Here is an 18,415-nt window from a genome sequence, read left to right as displayed (position 1 = left end):
TCTGCGGAGCTGAGGGGTCTTGACGAACCGCACGCAGCGCGCAATTCTCAGGACGCGTCGTCACAAGGATCCGGATCCGAGGCATGGATCGACGGCGAAGAGGGCAGTAACGATGTGCGTCGTCACGGCGCGTGGCTTGCCGAGGTACTGAGAAGAACAATGAGGGTCGCGAAAAACCCGCCCTGGACATCAGTGGGCCGATTGGCTACACTGACCCTTTGCGCTGCCTGTTAGCTGCCCCCTGCCCGTCACCAGGGGCATGCCCTCGCTTGAGCATCGTTGATTGAACTGCCCTGACCTGGCCTTTCAGCCTCCATCAGGAAATGTCTCTCTCTGTGCCCTCGTGGGACCGGTACGCGCGTAGTGAGTCCGAGCCCTCGGAAGGACCCCCTCTTGGCCGCCTCGCGCAACGCCTCGACCGCCAATACGAACAACGGCGCCAGCACCGCCCCGCTGCGCATCTCCTTTGCAAAGATCAAGGAGCCCCTCGAGGTTCCGAACCTCCTTGCGCTGCAAACCGAGAGCTTTGACTGGCTGCTCGGCAACGCCGCTTGGAAGGCTCGTGTCGAGTCGGCCCTGGAGAACGGACAGGACGTCCCCACCAAGTCCGGTCTGGAGGAGATCTTCGAGGAGATCTCCCCGATCGAGGACTTCAGCGGGTCGATGTCGCTGACCTTCCGCGACCACCGCTTCGAGCCGCCCAAGAACTCGATCGACGAGTGCAAGGAGCGCGACTTCACGTTCGCGGCCCCGCTCTTCGTCACCGCCGAGTTCACCAACAACGAGACCGGCGAGATCAAGTCCCAGACGGTCTTCATGGGCGACTTCCCGCTCATGACCAACAAGGGCACCTTCGTCATCAACGGCACCGAGCGTGTCGTCGTGTCGCAGCTCGTCCGCTCGCCGGGTGTCTACTTCGACTCCAACATCGACAAGACGTCCGACAAGGACATCTACACGGCCAAGATCATCCCGTCCCGGGGTGCCTGGCTCGAGATGGAGATCGACAAGCGCGACATGGTCGGTGTCCGTATCGACCGCAAGCGCAAGCAGTCCGTCACCGTCCTCCTGAAGGCTCTCGGCTGGACCACCGAGCAGATCCTTGAGGAGTTCGGCGAGTACGAGTCGATGCGCGCCACCCTGGAGAAGGACCACACCCAGGGCCAGGACGACGCGCTGCTCGACATCTACCGCAAGCTGCGCCCGGGCGAGCCGCCGACGCGCGAGGCCGCTCAGACGCTGCTCGAGAACCTCTACTTCAACCCGAAGCGCTACGACCTCGCGAAGGTCGGCCGCTACAAGGTGAACAAGAAGCTCGGCGCGGATGAGCCGCTGGACGCCGGCGTCCTCACCACGGACGACGTCATCGCGACCATCAAGTACCTGGTCAAGCTGCACGCGGGCGAGACCGAGACCACCGGTGAGTCGGGTCGGAACATCGTCGTCGAGACCGACGACATCGACCACTTCGGCAACCGTCGTCTGCGCAACGTCGGCGAGCTCATCCAGAACCAGGTCCGTACGGGTCTGGCGCGTATGGAGCGAGTCGTCCGCGAGCGGATGACGACCCAGGACGTCGAGGCGATCACGCCGCAGACCCTGATCAACATCCGGCCGGTCGTCGCCTCCATCAAGGAGTTCTTCGGCACCAGCCAGCTGTCGCAGTTCATGGACCAGAACAACCCGCTGTCGGGTCTCACCCACAAGCGCCGTCTGTCGGCGCTTGGCCCGGGTGGTCTCTCCCGTGAGCGGGCCGGCTTCGAGGTCCGTGACGTGCACCCGTCCCACTACGGCCGCATGTGCCCGATCGAGACCCCTGAAGGCCCGAACATCGGTCTGATCGGTTCGCTCGCCTCGTACGGCCGCGTCAACGCGTTCGGCTTCATCGAGACGCCGTACCGCAAGGTCGTCGACGGCCAGGTCACCGACGAGGTCGACTACATCACGGCCGACGAGGAAGACCGCTTCGTCATCGCGCAGGCCAACGCCGCGCTCAACGACGAGCTCCAGCTCACCGAGGCCCGCGTCCTGGTCCGCCGTCGTGGCGGCGAGGTCGACTACGTGCCGCCGGCCGAGGTGGACTACATCGACGTCTCGCCGCGCCAGATGGTGTCGGTCGCGACCGCGATGATCCCCTTCCTGGAGCACGACGACGCCAACCGTGCCCTCATGGGCGCGAACATGATGCGCCAGGCCGTGCCGCTCATCAAGTCCGAGGCGCCGCTCGTCGGCACCGGCATGGAGTACCGCTGCGCCACCGACGCGGGCGACGTGCTCAAGGCCGAGAAGGACGGTGTGGTCCAGGAGGTCTCCGCGGACTACATCACCATCGCCAACGACGACGGCACGTACACCACGTACCGCCTGCACAAGTTCTCCCGCTCGAACCAGGGCACCTCGGTCAACCAGAAGGTTGTCGTGGACGAGGGCGCGCGGATCATCGCGGGCCAGGTCCTCGCCGACGGTCCGGCGACCGAGAACGGCGAGATGGCGCTGGGCAAGAACCTGCTCGTGGCGTTCATGCCGTGGGAGGGTCACAACTACGAGGACGCGATCATCCTGTCGCAGCGCCTCGTGCAGGACGACGTCCTCTCCTCGATCCACATCGAGGAGCACGAGGTCGACGCCCGTGACACCAAGCTCGGCCCGGAGGAGATCACCCGGGACATCCCGAACGTCTCCGAGGAGGTCCTCGCCGACCTCGACGAGCGCGGCATCATCCGTATCGGTGCCGAGGTCGTCGCCGGCGACATCCTCGTCGGCAAGGTCACGCCCAAGGGTGAGACCGAGCTGACGCCGGAGGAGCGCCTGCTCCGCGCGATCTTCGGTGAGAAGGCCCGTGAGGTCCGTGACACCTCGCTGAAGGTGCCGCACGGCGAGACGGGCAAGATCATCGGCGTCCGCGTCTTCGACCGTGAAGAGGGCGACGAGCTGCCGCCGGGCGTGAACCAGCTGGTTCGTGTCTACGTGGCGCAGAAGCGCAAGATCACGGACGGTGACAAGCTCGCCGGCCGTCACGGCAACAAGGGTGTCATCTCCAAGATCCTGCCGATCGAGGACATGCCGTTCCTGGAGGACGGCACCCCGGTCGACATCATCCTCAACCCGCTGGGTGTCCCGTCCCGAATGAACCCGGGACAGGTCCTGGAGATCCACCTCGGCTGGCTCGCCAGCCGCGGCTGGGACGTCTCCGGTCTGGCCGACGACTGGGCCCAGCGCCTCCAGGCCATCGGCGCCGACCAGGTCGCCCCCGGCACCAACGTCGCGACGCCGGTCTTCGACGGCGCCCGCGAGGACGAGATCGCCGGTCTCTTCGAGGCCACGATCCCGAACCGCGACGGGGACCGCCTGGTCCAGCCGTCCGGCAAGGCCAACCTGTTCGACGGCCGCTCCGGCGAGCCGTTCCCGGACCCGATCTCGATCGGGTACATGTACATCCTGAAGCTGCACCACCTGGTCGACGACAAGCTTCACGCCCGCTCGACCGGTCCGTACTCGATGATCACCCAGCAGCCGCTGGGTGGTAAGGCCCAGTTCGGTGGCCAGCGCTTCGGTGAGATGGAGGTGTGGGCGCTGGAGGCATACGGCGCCGCCTACGCCCTCCAGGAGCTGCTGACCATCAAGTCCGACGACGTCACCGGCCGCGTGAAGGTCTACGAGGCCATCGTCAAGGGCGAGAACATCCCTGAGCCCGGCATTCCCGAGTCCTTCAAGGTGCTCATCAAGGAAATGCAGTCGCTCTGCCTCAACGTGGAGGTGCTGTCCTCGGACGGCATGTCCATCGAGATGCGCGACACGGACGAGGACGTCTTCCGCGCTGCGGAGGAGCTCGGTATCGACCTGTCCCGGCGCGAGCCGAGCAGCGTCGAAGAGGTCTGACGGGTCTGGTGGGGGCTCTCCCGTAGAGCCCCCACCGTCCCCGGACCCCCCTCAGACCATCTTGAAGAATCGACCCCGAAAGAGGGATTGACGACAAGTGCTCGACGTCAACTTCTTCGACGAGCTGCGGATCGGCCTTGCTACCGCTGACGACATCCGTCAGTGGTCCCACGGTGAGGTCAAGAAGCCGGAGACCATCAACTACCGCACCCTCAAGCCCGAAAAGGACGGACTCTTCTGCGAGAAGATCTTCGGTCCGACCCGGGACTGGGAGTGCTACTGCGGTAAGTACAAGCGCGTTCGCTTCAAGGGCATCATCTGTGAGCGCTGTGGCGTCGAGGTCACGCGCGCCAAGGTGCGCCGTGAGCGGATGGGCCACATCGAGCTTGCCGCTCCCGTCACCCACATCTGGTACTTCAAGGGCGTCCCCTCGCGCCTTGGCTACCTGCTCGACCTCGCGCCGAAGGACCTTGAGAAGGTCATCTACTTCGCCGCGTACATGATCACGTTCGTGGACGAGGAGCGCCGTACGCGCGACCTGCCGTCGCTGGAGGCCCACGTCTCCGTCGAGCGCCAGCAGATCGAGAACCGCCGCGACGCCGACCTCGAAGCCCGCGCCAAGAAGCTCGAGACGGACCTCGCCGAGCTTGAGGCCGAGGGTGCCAAGGCCGATGTGCGCCGCAAGGTGCGCGAGGGCGCCGAGCGCGAGATGAAGCAGCTGCGCGACCGTGCGCAGCGCGAGATCGACCGTCTGGACGAGGTCTGGTCGCGCTTCAAGAACCTCAAGGTCCAGGACCTTGAGGGCGACGAACTGCTCTACCGCGAGCTGCGTGACCGCTTCGGCACGTACTTCGACGGCTCGATGGGTGCCGCTGCCCTGCAGAAGCGCCTGGAGACCTTCGACCTCGACGAGGAGGCCGAGCGCCTCCGCGAGATCATCCGCACCGGCAAGGGCCAGAAGAAGACCCGTGCGCTCAAGCGCCTCAAGGTCGTCTCCGCGTTCCTGCAGACCAGCAACAGCCCCAAGGGCATGGTGCTGGACTGCGTCCCGGTCATCCCGCCGGACCTTCGCCCGATGGTGCAGCTGGACGGTGGCCGCTTCGCGACCTCCGACCTGAACGACCTGTACCGCCGTGTGATCAACCGCAACAACCGTCTGAAGCGTCTGCTCGACCTCGGTGCCCCCGAGATCATCGTGAACAACGAGAAGCGGATGCTCCAGGAGGCGGTCGACGCCCTCTTCGACAACGGCCGTCGCGGTCGCCCGGTCACGGGCCCCGGCAACCGTCCGCTGAAGTCCCTCAGCGACATGCTGAAGGGCAAGCAGGGTCGATTCCGTCAGAACCTGCTCGGCAAGCGTGTGGACTACTCCGCGCGTTCCGTCATCGTCGTCGGTCCGCAGCTGAAGCTGCACCAGTGCGGTCTGCCCAAGGCCATGGCGCTGGAGCTCTTCAAGCCGTTCGTGATGAAGCGCCTGGTCGACCTGAACCACGCGCAGAACATCAAGAGCGCCAAGCGGATGGTCGAGCGCGGCCGCACGGTCGTGTACGACGTCCTCGAAGAGGTCATCGCCGAGCACCCGGTTCTGCTGAACCGTGCGCCCACGCTGCACCGCCTCGGCATCCAGGCCTTCGAGCCCCAGCTGGTCGAGGGCAAGGCCATCCAGATCCACCCGCTCGTCTGCACCGCGTTCAACGCGGACTTCGACGGTGACCAGATGGCCGTGCACCTGCCGCTCTCCGCGGAGGCGCAGGCCGAGGCCCGCATCCTGATGCTGTCCTCGAACAACATCCTGAAGCCGGCCGACGGTCGTCCCGTCACCATGCCGACCCAGGACATGGTGCTCGGCCTCTTCTTCCTCACCACGGACGAGGAGGAGCGCGAGGTCAAGGGTGAAGGCCGCGCGTTCAACTCCACGGCTGAAGCGATCATGGCGTTCGACGCCCGGGAGCTCTCGCTCCAGGCGAAGGTCGACATCCGCTTCCCGATCGGCACCGTCCCGCCGCGTGGCTGGACCCCGCCGGTGGACCAGGACGGCGAGACGACCTGGCAGCAGGGCGACTCGTTCCGTCTGCGCACCTCCCTGGGCCGCGCGCTCTTCAACGAGCTGCTGCCCGAGGACTACCCGTTCGTCGACTACTCGGTGGGCAAGAAGCAGCTCTCCGAGATCGTCAACGACCTGGCCGAGCGCTACCCCAAGGTCATCGTGGCGGCGACGCTCGACAACCTGAAGGCGGCCGGCTTCTTCTGGGCGACCCGTTCCGGCGTCACCGTCGCCGTTTCGGACATCGTCGTCCCGGAGGCCAAGAAGGCCATCGTCCAGGGCTACGAGGCCCAGGACGAGAAGGTCCAGAAGCAGTACGAGCGCGGTCTGATCACCAAGGACGAGCGCACGCAGGAGCTCATCGCGATCTGGACCAAGGCGACCAACGAGGTTGCCGAGGCGATGAACGCGAACTTCCCGAAGACGAACCCCATCTTCATGATGGTTGACTCGGGTGCCCGAGGAAACATGATGCAGATGCGTCAGATCGCGGGTATGCGTGGTCTGGTGTCGAACGCGAAGAACGAGACCATCCCGCGTCCGATCAAGGCGTCCTTCCGTGAGGGCCTCACCGTTCTGGAGTACTTCATCTCCACGCACGGTGCCCGTAAGGGTCTGGCGGACACCGCCCTGCGTACCGCCGACTCGGGCTACCTGACCCGTCGTCTGGTGGACGTCTCGCAGGACGTGATCATCCGCGAGGAGGACTGCGGCACCGACCGCGGCCTGAAGCTGAAGATCGCGGTCAAGGGCGAGGACGGTGTGCTCCGCAAGACGGAGGACGTCGAGACCTCGGTCTACGCCCGCATGCTCGCCGAGGACGTCGTCGTCGACGGCAAGGTCATCGCGCCGGCCAACGTGGACCTCGGTGACGTGCTCATCGACGCGCTGGTCAACGCGGGCGTCGAGGAGGTCAAGACCCGCTCGGTCCTGACCTGTGAGTCGGCCGTCGGCACCTGTGCCTTCTGCTACGGCCGCTCGCTGGCCACCGGCAAGCTGGTCGACATCGGTGAGGCGGTCGGCATCATCGCCGCCCAGTCCATCGGTGAGCCCGGTACCCAGCTGACGATGCGTACCTTCCACACCGGTGGTGTGGCCGGTGACGACATCACCCAGGGTCTGCCCCGTGTCGTCGAGCTCTTCGAGGCTCGTACGCCGAAGGGTGTCGCCCCGATCTCCGAGGCGGACGGTCGCGTCCGTATCGAGGAGACCGAGAAGACCAAGAAGATCGTCATCACCCCCGACGACGGCAGCGACGAGACGGCGTTCCCGATCTCGAAGCGCGCCCGTCTGCTGGTGGGCGAGGGCGACCACGTCGGGGTGGGCCAGAAGCTCACCGTGGGTGCCACCAACCCGCACGACGTGCTCCGGATCCTCGGTCAGCGCGCGGTCCAGGTCCACCTGGTCGGCGAAGTCCAGAAGGTCTACAACTCGCAGGGCGTGTCGATCCACGACAAGCACATCGAGATCATCATCCGGCAGATGCTGCGCCGCGTGACGATCATCGAGTCCGGCGACGCGGAGCTGCTGCCGGGCGAGCTGGTCGAGCGCGGCAAGTTCGAGACCGAGAACCGTCGGGTCGTGACGGAAGGCGGCCACCCGGCCTCCGGCCGTCCGCAGCTGATGGGTATCACCAAGGCCTCGCTGGCGACGGAATCCTGGCTGTCGGCCGCCTCCTTCCAGGAGACGACCCGAGTCCTGACGGATGCGGCGATCAACGCCAAGTCCGACAGCCTCATCGGCCTCAAGGAGAACGTCATCATCGGTAAGCTCATCCCGGCCGGTACGGGTCTGTCCCGCTACCGCAACATCCGGGTGGAGCCGACCGAGGAGGCCAAGGCCGCGATGTACTCGGCCGTCGGCTACGACGACATCGACTACTCGCCGTTCGGCACCGGTTCCGGCCAGGCCGTTCCGCTGGAGGACTACGACTACGGTCCGTACAACCAGTAAGGCGTACGTCCACTGAAGGGCGCCCACTCCGTTTCACACGGGGTGGGCGCCCTTCGGCGTATCGTGGGTGGCCTTGTCGAACGCATATGCGAAATGTGAGCAGCGGGAGAGGCGGTGCGGCCGATGACGGCGGGTGCTCAGGAGCGGCTGGTGGACGTGGTGGTGGCCGCGGTGGAGGTGGCGGCCGAGGCGGGGGAGTCCGGTACGTACACCGCCGATGTCGGCCGGACGCTCGGGGCGGTCGTGGCCAAGGTGGGGGCGCGGATCGCCGTCGACGGGGAGGCGCGGGGGTTCTCCAGCGGGTGGCGGGAGGCCATGGCGTTCGTGTCCGGGGGTGGCGCTGAGGGCGGGGCGCGGGTGGTGCGGATGCCGGTGCGCGGGGGAGAGGGTGAGGTCACTCCCGGGTGAGCGGCACGTGCCCCGGGAAGTTGCGGGGGCGCACGCTGGTGGCGTGCGAGCGTGCACGCAAATACGGAGGAGAGTGACAAGGCCCGGAATCTTGGCACAAAACTCTTGCAGCGCTGGCCGGGCGGGCCATTAATTCCTTGCGCGCAAGCGCGATAGTCTGGTCCTTGCCGCGGAGGAGGCGATCACCATGACCACCAGCGAGCTGGACCGGTTCGCGACCTGGATCGAAGACCTGATCCGTCGGCGCGGCTTCGACATCGACAGCCCGCGCGGTGGCGGCAGGTCGCGCCTCGCCGATGAGGCCGGGGTGCACAGGGCCGCCGTCACCCGTCTGCTGCAGCGCCAGAGCATGCCCGACCTGGAGACCACCCGGCGGCTGGCGCATGTGCTCCAGGTGCCGGTACGGGAGATGCTGATCCGCTCCGGGCGGCTCACCGAGGACGATCTTCCGCTGCCGTCCCTGCGCGGTGCCTGCGCGGGTGGTGGCGGGGCGCCGTGGCAGCTGACCCTGGAAGAGGCGGCTGTCGGGCTCGGCGTGCCGCCGGAGCAGCGGGCGATGTTCATCAAGGTCGCGGGGCAGTTCCTGCCGGACGCGGCCTCCCGGGGGTCTGTGGAGTCCCGCTAGGGCCTGTTCCGGGGGATCTGGTCGCCTGCGAGGTGCCTGCGCCTTCCGGTCCTGGTGAGCGGGGTCCTGGCACGCCCTCCCCCCTGGCCCTTGAGGCCTTGCGGGAGGGCGTGCCAGGACCCCGCGTCCCAGACAAGATCCGCCGGACAGGCCCCAGGTGCGGCTCTGGGGGGTGATCGCCCGCGGACCGTGCGCGGCTGATCGCGCCCACGCGACGGGGCCGCACAACGTCACAGCCCCGCGCCCCCAAGGGTGCTCGCAAGCACGTCTCGTACCGACAAGGGTGGCTCGGGGCCCCGCCCAGTAAGCTGTCACGGCCTGTCCCACGTCCCATGGGCGGGACTGGCGGCGAGGGGACGCGAGAGAGAGCCGTGCATGGCTGAGAGCGACGGGTTCTCCCGGCCCAGCGGCGACCGAGCCGGTCGTGCGGGCCGCGATCCCGGGTCCCGTCCACCCGACGACCGCCGCGACCCGCGCCCCGCCTCCCCGTACGACCGCCCGGAAGGTGCCTCGACGGGTGCTGGGGCCTCCGGGGGCCTGCCGCCGCCCCCGGACAGTCTGTCCGGGCTGCTGGCCTCCTTGGGGGCCCATCTCGAACGCCACTCCGCCGAGGAGCTGGTCGTCATGCTCCGGGACGAGCTGGAGCGGCGTGAGCTGCGGGCGTACGCGGCCGGCTGGCGCGACGCGGCCGCCCAGTACCAGCTCGCCCTGGACGAGACCGCCTCGGCCGCCAGGGCGCGGAGCTTACGGAGGGTGGGCCGCCGGGCCGGGCAGGGCGAGGTCATCCCGCTGCACAGGGAGTCCCGTACGCCGCCGGATCCGGGAGAGATACCCGACACCCCGGAAGCCCCCGAGCCGTCCGCCTCCCCGCCGCGGCCCCGTGCCGAGGACGCCGCGCCCGGGGCCGCGCCCGACCCCGACGCCCCGCCCGGCACGCCAGGGCTCGTGCCCAAGAGCCCGCGTTCCAGGGCGCCGACGATCCCCCGGCTGGCCGCGCCCCGGCGGGAGCGGGGACGGGGGGCCGACGAGTCTTCGGAGGAGGGGCCCGCGTGAGACGCGTCTCACCGGGTCCGCAGGGTGTCCCGCGTGTGGGTATTTGTTTTGACCCAAGTCGATGAGGTAGGTACGCTCAGACCTTGTGCCTGGGGTGTGCCTGGGCTCCCCTGCGTGCCTACGTCCGCAGGACGAGCCAGATACGGCCACCGCAATCTGCGCCCTCTCCGTGCCCACGGTGAGACCCGCAGCATTCGACACACCCGACCGCGTGGGTCGGCGACGTTCCAGGTTAGTTTCACCAACGGCACACAGAAACCGGAGAAGTAGTGCCTACGATCCAGCAGCTGGTCCGGAAGGGCCGGCAGGACAAGGTCGAGAAGACGAAGACGCCCGCGCTTGAGGCCTCGCCCCAGCGTCGCGGCGTCTGCACGCGTGTGTTCACGACCACCCCGAAGAAGCCGAACTCGGCGCTGCGGAAGGTCGCGCGTGTGCGTCTGACCTCCGGCATCGAGGTCACGGCCTACATTCCGGGTGAGGGACACAACCTGCAGGAGCACTCGATCGTGCTCGTGCGTGGTGGCCGTGTGAAGGACCTGCCGGGTGTTCGTTACAAGATCATCCGCGGTGCGCTTGACACGCAGGCTGTCAAGAACCGCAAGCAGGCCCGCAGCCGCTACGGCGCCAAGAAGGAGAAGTAAGAATGCCTCGTAAGGGCCCCGCCCCGAAGCGCCCGGTCATCATCGACCCGGTCTACCAGTCTCCTCTTGTCACCTCGCTGATCAACAAGATCCTGCTGGACGGCAAGCGCTCCACCGCCGAGCGCATCGTCTACGGCGCCATGGAAGGCCTCCGCGAGAAGACCGGTGCTGACCCGGTCATCACGCTGAAGCGCGCGCTGGAGAACGTCAAGCCGTCCCTTGAGGTCAAGTCCCGCCGTGTCGGTGGCGCGACCTACCAGGTGCCGATCGAGGTCAAGCCCGGCCGCGCCGCCACCCTCTCGCTCCGCTGGATCGTGGGTTACTCCCGCGCCCGCCGCGAGAAGACCATGACCGAGCGCCTCATGAACGAGCTGCTCGACGCCTCCAACGGTCTTGGCGCTGCCGTCAAGAAGCGCGAGGACACGCACAAGATGGCCGAGTCCAACAAGGCCTTCGCGCACTACCGCTGGTAGTCGCAACCCACATCGAGACCGAGAGAAGACTGAGCCTTATGGCCACCACTTCGCTTGACCTGGCCAAGGTCCGCAATATTGGGATCATGGCCCACATCGACGCGGGCAAGACGACCACCACTGAGCGGATCCTGTTCTACACCGGCGTTTCGTACAAGATCGGTGAAGTCCACGACGGCGCTGCCACGATGGACTGGATGGAGCAGGAGCAGGAGCGCGGCATCACCATCACGTCCGCCGCGACGACCTGTCACTGGCCGCTCGAGGACGTCGACCACACCATCAACATCATCGACACCCCGGGTCACGTGGACTTCACGGTCGAGGTGGAGCGTTCGCTCCGCGTCCTCGACGGTGCCGTCACCGTGTTCGACGGTGTCGCGGGTGTGGAGCCGCAGTCCGAGACGGTCTGGCGTCAGGCCGACCGTTACGGCGTTCCGCGCATCTGCTTCGTCAACAAGCTCGACCGCACCGGCGCCGAGTTCCACCGCTGCGTCGACATGATCGTGGACCGCCTCGGCGCGACCCCGATCGTGATGCAGCTGCCGATCGGTGCCGAGGCGAACTTCGAGGGTGTTGTCGACCTCGTTCGTATGAAGGCTCTTGTCTGGTCCGCCGAGGCCACCAAGGGCGAGATGTACGACGTCGTCGACATCCCGGCCACACACGTCGAAGCCGCTGAAGAGTGGCGCGGCAAGCTGGTCGAGACCGTCGCGGAGAACGACGACCAGATCATGGAGCTGTTCCTGGAGGGCGTCGAGCCCACCGAGGAGCAGCTGTACGCCGCGGTCCGTCGTATCACCATCGCGTCCGGCAAGGGCGGGGACACCACGGTGACCCCCGTCTTCTGCGGCACCGCGTTCAAGAACAAGGGCGTTCAGCCCCTGCTCGACGCGGTCGTGCGCTACCTGCCTTCGCCCCTGGACGTCGAGGCCATCGAGGGCCACGACGTCAAGGACGCCGAGGTTGTCGTCAAGCGCAAGCCGTCGGACGACGAGCCGCTGTCGGCTCTCGCGTTCAAGATCGCGAGCGACCCGCACCTCGGCAAGCTCACCTTCATCCGGATCTACTCCGGTCGCCTGGAGGCCGGCACCTCGGTGCTGAACTCCGTCAAGGGCAAGAAGGAGCGCATCGGCAAGATCTACCGCATGCACGCGAACAAGCGTGAGGAGATCGAGGCGGTGGGCGCCGGCGACATCGTCGCCGTCATGGGCCTGAAGCAGACCACCACCGGTGAGACGCTGTGCGACGAGAAGAACCCGGTCATCCTGGAGTCCATGGACTTCCCGGCGCCGGTCATTCAGGTCGCCATCGAGCCCAAGTCCAAGGGTGACCAGGAGAAGCTGGGTGTCGCCATCCAGCGTCTCGCGGAGGAGGACCCCTCCTTCCAGGTGCACTCGGACGAGGAGACCGGCCAGACCATCATCGGTGGTATGGGCGAGCTTCACCTCGATGTCCTCGTCGACCGTATGCGTCGCGAGTTCAAGGTCGAGGCGAACGTCGGCAAGCCGCAGGTCGCGTACCGCGAGACGATCCGCAAGGCCGTCGAGCGTCATGACTACACCCACAAGAAGCAGACCGGTGGTACCGGTCAGTTCGCCAAGGTGCAGATCGCGATCGAGCCCATCGAGGGCGGCGAGGCGTCGTACGAGTTCGTGAACAAGGTCACCGGTGGCCGCATCCCCCGGGAGTACATCCCGTCGGTGGACGCGGGTGCGCAGGAGGCCATGCAGTTCGGCATCCTGGCCGGCTACGAGATGACTGGCGTCCGCGTCATCCTTCTCGACGGTGGCTACCACGAGGTCGACTCCTCCGAGCTCGCGTTCAAGATCGCCGGTTCGCAGGCCTTCAAGGAGGCCGCGCGCAAGGCTTCCCCGGTGCTCCTTGAGCCGATGATGTCCGTCGAGGTCACCACGCCCGAGGACTACATGGGTGAAGTCATCGGTGACATCAACTCCCGCCGTGGCCAGATCCAGGCCATGGAGGAGCGCAGCGGCGCTCGCGTCGTGAAGGGCCTCGTGCCCCTCTCGGAGATGTTCGGCTACGTCGGAGACCTCCGCAGCAAGACCTCGGGTCGCGCAAGCTACTCGATGCAGTTCGACTCCTACGCCGAGGTTCCGCGGAACGTCGCCGAGGAGATCATCGCGAAGGCCAAGGGCGAGTAACTCTTCCGAGTTCAATCGCTTTAGGCTTGTCACCGGAGCCCAGTGGGGCATTCGGCGCAATGCGAGAGTATTGCGGTGAATGCCCCCGGCCCCGGCATCCCAGCAAAGATCACCTGGCGCCGATGAGTAAGGCGTACCAGAACCACTCCGCAGGAGGACCCCAGTGGCGAAGGCAAAGTTCGAGCGGACTAAGCCGCACGTCAACATCGGCACCATCGGTCACATCGACCACGGTAAGACGACCCTCACGGCCGCCATTACCAAGGTGCTGCACGACGCGTACCCGGACCTGAACGAGGCCTCGGCCTTCGACCAGATCGACAAGGCTCCCGAGGAGCGCCAGCGCGGTATCACGATCTCGATCGCGCACGTCGAGTACCAGACGGAGTCGCGTCACTACGCGCACGTCGACTGCCCGGGTCACGCTGACTACATCAAGAACATGATCACGGGTGCGGCGCAGATGGACGGCGCCATCCTCGTGGTCGCGGCCACCGACGGCCCGATGCCGCAGACCAAGGAGCACGTGCTCCTGGCCCGCCAGGTCGGCGTTCCGTACATCGTCGTCGCCCTGAACAAGGCCGACATGGTGGACGACGAGGAGATCCTGGAGCTCGTCGAGCTCGAGGTCCGTGAGCTCCTCTCCGAGTACGAGTTCCCGGGCGACGACCTTCCGGTCGTCCAGGTCTCGGCGCTCAAGGCTCTTGAGGGCGACGCCAAGTGGGGCCAGACCGTTCTCGACCTGATGAAGGCCGTCGACGAGTCCATCCCGCAGCCCGAGCGTGACGTCGACAAGCCGTTCCTGATGCCGATCGAGGACGTCTTCACGATCACCGGTCGTGGCACCGTCGTCACCGGTCGTATCGAGCGTGGTGTCCTCAAGGTCAACGAGACCGTCGACATCATCGGCATCAAGACCGAGAAGACCACCACCACGGTCACCGGCATCGAGATGTTCCGCAAGCTGCTCGACGAGGGCCAGGCCGGTGAGAACGTCGGTCTGCTCCTCCGTGGCATCAAGCGCGAGGACGTCGAGCGCGGCCAGGTCATCATCAAGCCGGGTTCGGTCACGCCGCACACCGAGTTCGAGGCCCAGGCGTACATCCTGTCCAAGGACGAGGGTGGCCGTCACACGCCGTTCTTCAACAACTACCGCCCGCAGTTCTACTTCCGTACGACTGACGTGACCGGTGTCGTTACCCTCCCCGAGGGCACCGAGATGGTCATGCCGGGCGACAACACCTCCATGACGGTGAACCTGATTCAGCCCGTCGCCATGGAGGAGGGCCTCAAGTTCGCCATCCGTGAGGGTGGCCGGACCGTGGGCGCCGGCCAGGTCGTCAAGATCAACAAGTAATTACTTGTTGTCTGACCTGGTAGCTCGCAACTGAGCACCAAGAGAGGGCCCCGCACCGAAAGGTGCGGGGCCCTCTTGCTGTACGCGTCTCAGCCCGCGGCCCGCACCGGAGGAGCCCCGGCCGACCCCAGCGCCCACACCCACGGCGCCCCGTCGACGCCAAGGCCGACGGCGACCGGCCCGCGTGCGGTGAGGTGCAGGGTCGGGGCGTCGACCGGGACGGCGCCCTGCGTACGGATCCGGCGCTCACCCCCGACGAGGGCCTGCACCCGCCCCTTGACGTCCTTGCCGAGCACGACGAGCCCGTCCCTGGGCGCCAGGAGCGCGCCGACGGGCCCGTACCCGTCGAAGTCGTGGGGCGCGGGGGCGCGGCCGGTCCCATCGGCGCGTACGGAGACGAGCCGGGGGTCGGCAGGAGCGAGCCCCTTGCCCTTGGTCTTCCGTGGATCGGTGAGCGTCCGGTAGAGCAGTTGCACACCACCCTCCGGCAGGCCCACGGGGGTGGGGGCGTCGACGGCGAGCGGCAGCCGGCGCCCACTCCTGACGTACGCGAGGGGCTCGCCGGGCGCGTCCTGCGTCCAGTGGTGGACGAAGTCGTACCCCGGCGCGAAGATGTGCACGCGCCCCTGGGCGTCCACGGTCGCGCCGAGTCCGTCCTGCACGGTTTCCCCGCCGAGCGCACGCCAGGCGCCCCAGGAGCCGTCCGCCTCGCGCACGCGCGTACTGACCCCCTTGTCGGCGTTGCGTACGAACAGATGGACGCGGCCGTCGGGGGCGGTGACCGCGACGGGGGAGCCGATCCTGCGCCCCCGGTCGTCACCGGCCTCCGGATTCCCCAGCCCCCGCCAGGCCCGGAAGGGCCCGCCGGGGGAAGACTGCTCCAGAAGTACAACTTCTCTCGTGTTGGCGCCGGCGCGCCCGGCTGTCGCGGCGAACCGCACCCCGAAGAGCAGCTGCCGGCCGTCCCTGAGCGCGGCCCCGCCGAGCACGGGCGCGAGCGGCCCGCCGCCGAGGTCGTCCGCCGCCCCGAACCGCCCGCTGCCGGGCGCGGTCTCCCGCCACCGCACGGCGCGCAGCCCCAGCACCCCGTACGCGGCGAGCCGCCCGTCGGGCTCGTCGCCGACGACCGGCCGGGGCCCGGGGAAGCGGTAGTGGGTGGAGCGCACCCACCCCTTCCAGTTGGTCAGCGGCCGCTTCCCGCCGACGTTGTAGTCCCCGCAGCCGCCGGGGTTGCCGCACTGCCAGTCGGGGGCGCCGCCGTAGGGCTTGAGGTGGGAGGCCTTCTCGGCGAGGACGGCGGGAGGGAGGTTCTTGGGCCAGTGCCGGTTGTAGTAGGCGCGATAGGAGGTAACGGCAAACCCGGGCACGCCCTTCTGCTGCTCGGTGGCCTGGGCGACATACCGCACCATCCCCGCCCAGGCGAAGGAGGCGGCGGCGGTGTGGTCGGCGTGGTCGGCGTACCCCGGCTGCTCGCTGTCGTGCTGGCGGGCCTTCTCGGTGCTGTGCTGGATGTCGGGGTCGGGGTCGAGGGTCTGGACGAGGGTGGGCGCGTACGTGTCGAGCAGCCCGGCGACGACCTCGACGAGTTCGTCGTACGTGTACGGGGCTGCCGCGGTCAGCGGCGAGCCCTCGGCGATGACGACGGGCAGGGAGAGCGCCCGGTCCTCCCAGAGGCTGGGCAGCCCCATCCGGCCGCCGCGCAGGGTGTGCATGGCGGTGTTCACGAACACGAGCTCGACGTGGCGCCCGTTGTGGCTGAGCGTGTCGACCTCGGCGCGGTGGCCGCCGCGCAGCTCCCGTACGGACTTCTCCCACGGCGTGAAGAGCGGCAGCCCGAGCAGCGAGGCGTAGGCCTGGCGGAGCCCCTGGTGGCGGGCGGAGGAGTAGGCGGCCTTGTCGTGGCCCCGGCCGGAGGGATCGCTGACGACCCGGTTGTCCCCGTTGGCCTCACCCCCGGTGAGATACACGCTGACGACCTTGGCCCCGCCGTCGAGGGCGTGCTGGGTGTCCGGGTTCATGAAGTACAGATCGTCGTCGGGGTGCGCCACGATCTGCAGGAGCACGGCACCCCGCCCGGCGGAGACGGGCCGGCCGGGGGCGGCGGTGGGGGTGTCGTGGGGGTGCCGGTGGCTGTCGGGCACGGAACACGCGCCGACGAGCCCCGCCGCGCCGACGGTGGCGGCGGCCCCGAGCACGGCGCGTCTGCTGGGCCGCCGCCCCTTGAATGCTCCGAACACGCGCGTTCCCCGTTCCCGTCCATTTCTTCCGGTCTTTGGTCGCCGGATTAGACGGGGGGGAGGGGGATGGGGTTGCTTGGTGGATTTGATTAAGGGGTGATGTGAAAAAGGGGGTGGGAATTGTTGGTGCGGAGTTTTCTACGGCGTAATCCGCTATTCATTCGAGCCGCCAGGCCCCGCACGCACCCGGCGTCTCCGGCTACTCCTCCGCGAAGATCTCCGCAATGGTGGCGGCGGTGATGGCGCGGTCGAACCAGCGGCTGAGGGCGTCGAGGTCGCCGCAGTCGGCGATGCGCTCGCGGGCCTCGGCGGGGACCTCGACTCCGCGGCGGTCCAGCAGGTGCAGGATGTCTTCGGCGCGGCTCTCGGCGATGCCTTGGACGCGGCCTTCCGTACGGCCCTCGATGCGGCCCTCGTCCGGGATCTCCTCCGAGATCGGGGACTTGAAGAAGGAGAGGTCGGCGGCCATCAGATTCCTCCACAGGTGTGAGGCCGGGCGCTTGCCCAGGCCCTGCGCGGTGAGTTCGGCGAGGACGATCGACAGGTCTTGGGGCGCGTCCCGCAGCGCCGCGGAGAGTGTTTTCAGTATGGCAATGTCCGGACTGGCCGCGTGGGTGATGGCGGACAGCGTGGCAAGGCCGAGGTCCTGACGTGCCTCTTCGAGATCGGTGATCACCGGCATGTTGTGCGGCCCCACGACGGAGGGGCTCAAGGTGAGGGTGGGCAGCTGGGCCGGCCCGCTCGCAACCGGCCGCTGTGCCCACTCCGCGGTGGCGCGGTCCTGGCACACGACCAGGAGGGCGGTGGGCAGCCGGTACTTGGTCCAGAGGTACGAGGTGTAGTACGCCCAGTTCGCCGGCTTGTCCGGGTCCTTCTTGCCCTGCGCCTCGACGGCGAGGAGAAAGGCGCCGTGTTCCGCGGTCTGAAGGCGTAACAGGGTGTCGACCCGGCGTTCGATGGGACTGGCTGGAAAAGGCGCGCGGATGGCTGCGTGCTACCTACGGTGACGATGTCGAACTCGTAAACCCGCGCCTTGCCGACGAGATGGGGCGTGGTGCGAGCAGACCACGGCCGGCCCGCGCACCCCGAACCCCGCCACGCTGACCTGGGACCACGACGGCTGCGCCCGATGGCGCAGACGGAACGGATCAGCGCGGACAAGGCGTTCCGGGAGGTCATCGACGAGCGCTTTCATCGACCAACTCATACGAGGCTTCCGTGTCGGTAGATTCCCGACAGTTGCTGGAACTGCTCCGCGGCCTGGTCTCCCCGGACCTCCGGGGCCGGGAGAGGAGCGCCGACAGAGCAACCGACTGGGTATCCGCATACTCCGAGGCCGACGGGAGGATGCTCGCTGTAGTCCTGTCTGCCTGCGCAGCGTCCGAACCGAGTCATCCGGCTCTGGAGGCACAGCTGAACGCGTTGCTGGCGCTCGGCGCGGGCGGGTTCACGGACGATAGGACCCTGGAGCGGCTCCGGGCCATCGACCAGGATGCCGTCCCGGGTCCCCTTCGCGAGTACCTCGATGATCTGCTGGAGAGGGAGTAGGCGCGTCGGCGGAGCGCCCGTGCTTCCCGGTG

Annotated in this window: 10 protein-coding genes and 1 pseudogene; 9 read left to right on the top strand and 2 right to left on the bottom strand. The window is 67.7% G+C overall.

Annotated elements, in window-relative coordinates:
• Window positions 1-393 precede the first annotated feature (393 nt).
• From rpoB to tuf, 8 genes are all read left to right on the top strand, one after another.
• Window positions 394-3,879, top strand: a complete 3,486-nt coding sequence (gene rpoB / locus ACZ499_RS17135; RefSeq protein ID WP_371654185.1) for a DNA-directed RNA polymerase subunit beta — start codon at window positions 394-396, stop codon at window positions 3,877-3,879.
• A gap of 97 nt (window positions 3,880-3,976) precedes the next feature.
• The gene (locus tag ACZ499_RS17130; protein ID WP_468413640.1) at window positions 3,977-7,876 is read left to right on the top strand and encodes a DNA-directed RNA polymerase subunit beta'; all 3,900 of its coding nucleotides are present in this window, start codon (window positions 3,977-3,979) and stop codon (window positions 7,874-7,876) included.
• Window positions 7,877-7,999: 123 nt separating this feature from the next.
• Window positions 8,000-8,284: a hypothetical protein gene (locus tag ACZ499_RS17125; RefSeq protein ID WP_468675771.1), complete on the top strand. Its 285-nt coding sequence runs from the start codon at window positions 8,000-8,002 to the stop codon at window positions 8,282-8,284.
• A 187-nt stretch (window positions 8,285-8,471) separates the two neighbouring features.
• Window positions 8,472-8,909 carry a helix-turn-helix domain-containing protein gene (locus ACZ499_RS17120; RefSeq protein ID WP_468675769.1) on the top strand — a complete coding sequence of 146 codons (438 nt, stop codon included), beginning with the start codon at window positions 8,472-8,474 and terminating at the stop codon, window positions 8,907-8,909.
• Between the two features lie 1,322 nt (window positions 8,910-10,231).
• Window positions 10,232-10,603, top strand: a complete 372-nt coding sequence (gene rpsL, locus ACZ499_RS17115; protein ID WP_007265893.1) for a 30S ribosomal protein S12 — start codon at window positions 10,232-10,234, stop codon at window positions 10,601-10,603.
• Between the two features lie 2 nt (window positions 10,604-10,605).
• The gene (gene rpsG / locus ACZ499_RS17110; protein ID WP_189821113.1) at window positions 10,606-11,076 is read left to right on the top strand and encodes a 30S ribosomal protein S7; all 471 of its coding nucleotides are present in this window, start codon (window positions 10,606-10,608) and stop codon (window positions 11,074-11,076) included.
• Between the two features lie 38 nt (window positions 11,077-11,114).
• Complete coding sequence (gene fusA, locus ACZ499_RS17105) at window positions 11,115-13,241, top strand: elongation factor G (RefSeq protein WP_385540279.1); 2,127 nt, start codon at window positions 11,115-11,117, stop codon at window positions 13,239-13,241.
• Window positions 13,242-13,404: 163 nt separating this feature from the next.
• Window positions 13,405-14,598, top strand: a complete 1,194-nt coding sequence (gene tuf, locus ACZ499_RS17100) for an elongation factor Tu (protein WP_371654191.1) — start codon at window positions 13,405-13,407, stop codon at window positions 14,596-14,598.
• Window positions 14,599-14,687: 89 nt separating this feature from the next.
• On the opposite strand, the gene ACZ499_RS17095 is transcribed toward tuf, so the two are convergent.
• Both ACZ499_RS17095 and ACZ499_RS17090 read right to left on the bottom strand, forming a co-directional pair.
• Window positions 14,688-16,835, bottom strand: a complete 2,148-nt coding sequence (locus tag ACZ499_RS17095; RefSeq protein ID WP_468675766.1) for a PIG-L family deacetylase — start codon at window positions 16,833-16,835, stop codon at window positions 14,688-14,690.
• Window positions 16,836-17,034: 199 nt separating this feature from the next.
• Window positions 17,035-17,796 (bottom strand): annotated as a pseudogene (locus ACZ499_RS17090) (hypothetical protein); the annotation flags it as partial.
• A 278-nt stretch (window positions 17,797-18,074) separates the two neighbouring features.
• Here ACZ499_RS17090 and ACZ499_RS17085 point away from each other — a divergent pair.
• Entirely contained in the window at window positions 18,075-18,383 is a 309-nt protein-coding gene (locus tag ACZ499_RS17085) for a hypothetical protein (protein WP_468675764.1), read from the top strand.
• Window positions 18,384-18,415 lie beyond the last annotated feature (32 nt).

Source organism: Streptomyces sp. NPDC031265, from assembly GCF_055570295.1.
This window is presented reverse-complemented; position numbering and strand designations above follow the sequence as displayed.

Coding starts and splice junctions, on each gene's coding strand:
- ACZ499_RS17120 (WP_468675769.1), top strand. CDS start 8,472: ATGACCACCAGCGAGCTGGACCGGTTCGCGACCTGGATCGAAGACCTG.
- rpsG (WP_189821113.1), top strand. CDS start 10,606: ATGCCTCGTAAGGGCCCCGCCCCGAAGCGCCCGGTCATCATCGACCCG.
- ACZ499_RS17125 (WP_468675771.1), top strand. CDS start 8,000: ATGACGGCGGGTGCTCAGGAGCGGCTGGTGGACGTGGTGGTGGCCGCG.
- fusA (WP_385540279.1), top strand. CDS start 11,115: ATGGCCACCACTTCGCTTGACCTGGCCAAGGTCCGCAATATTGGGATC.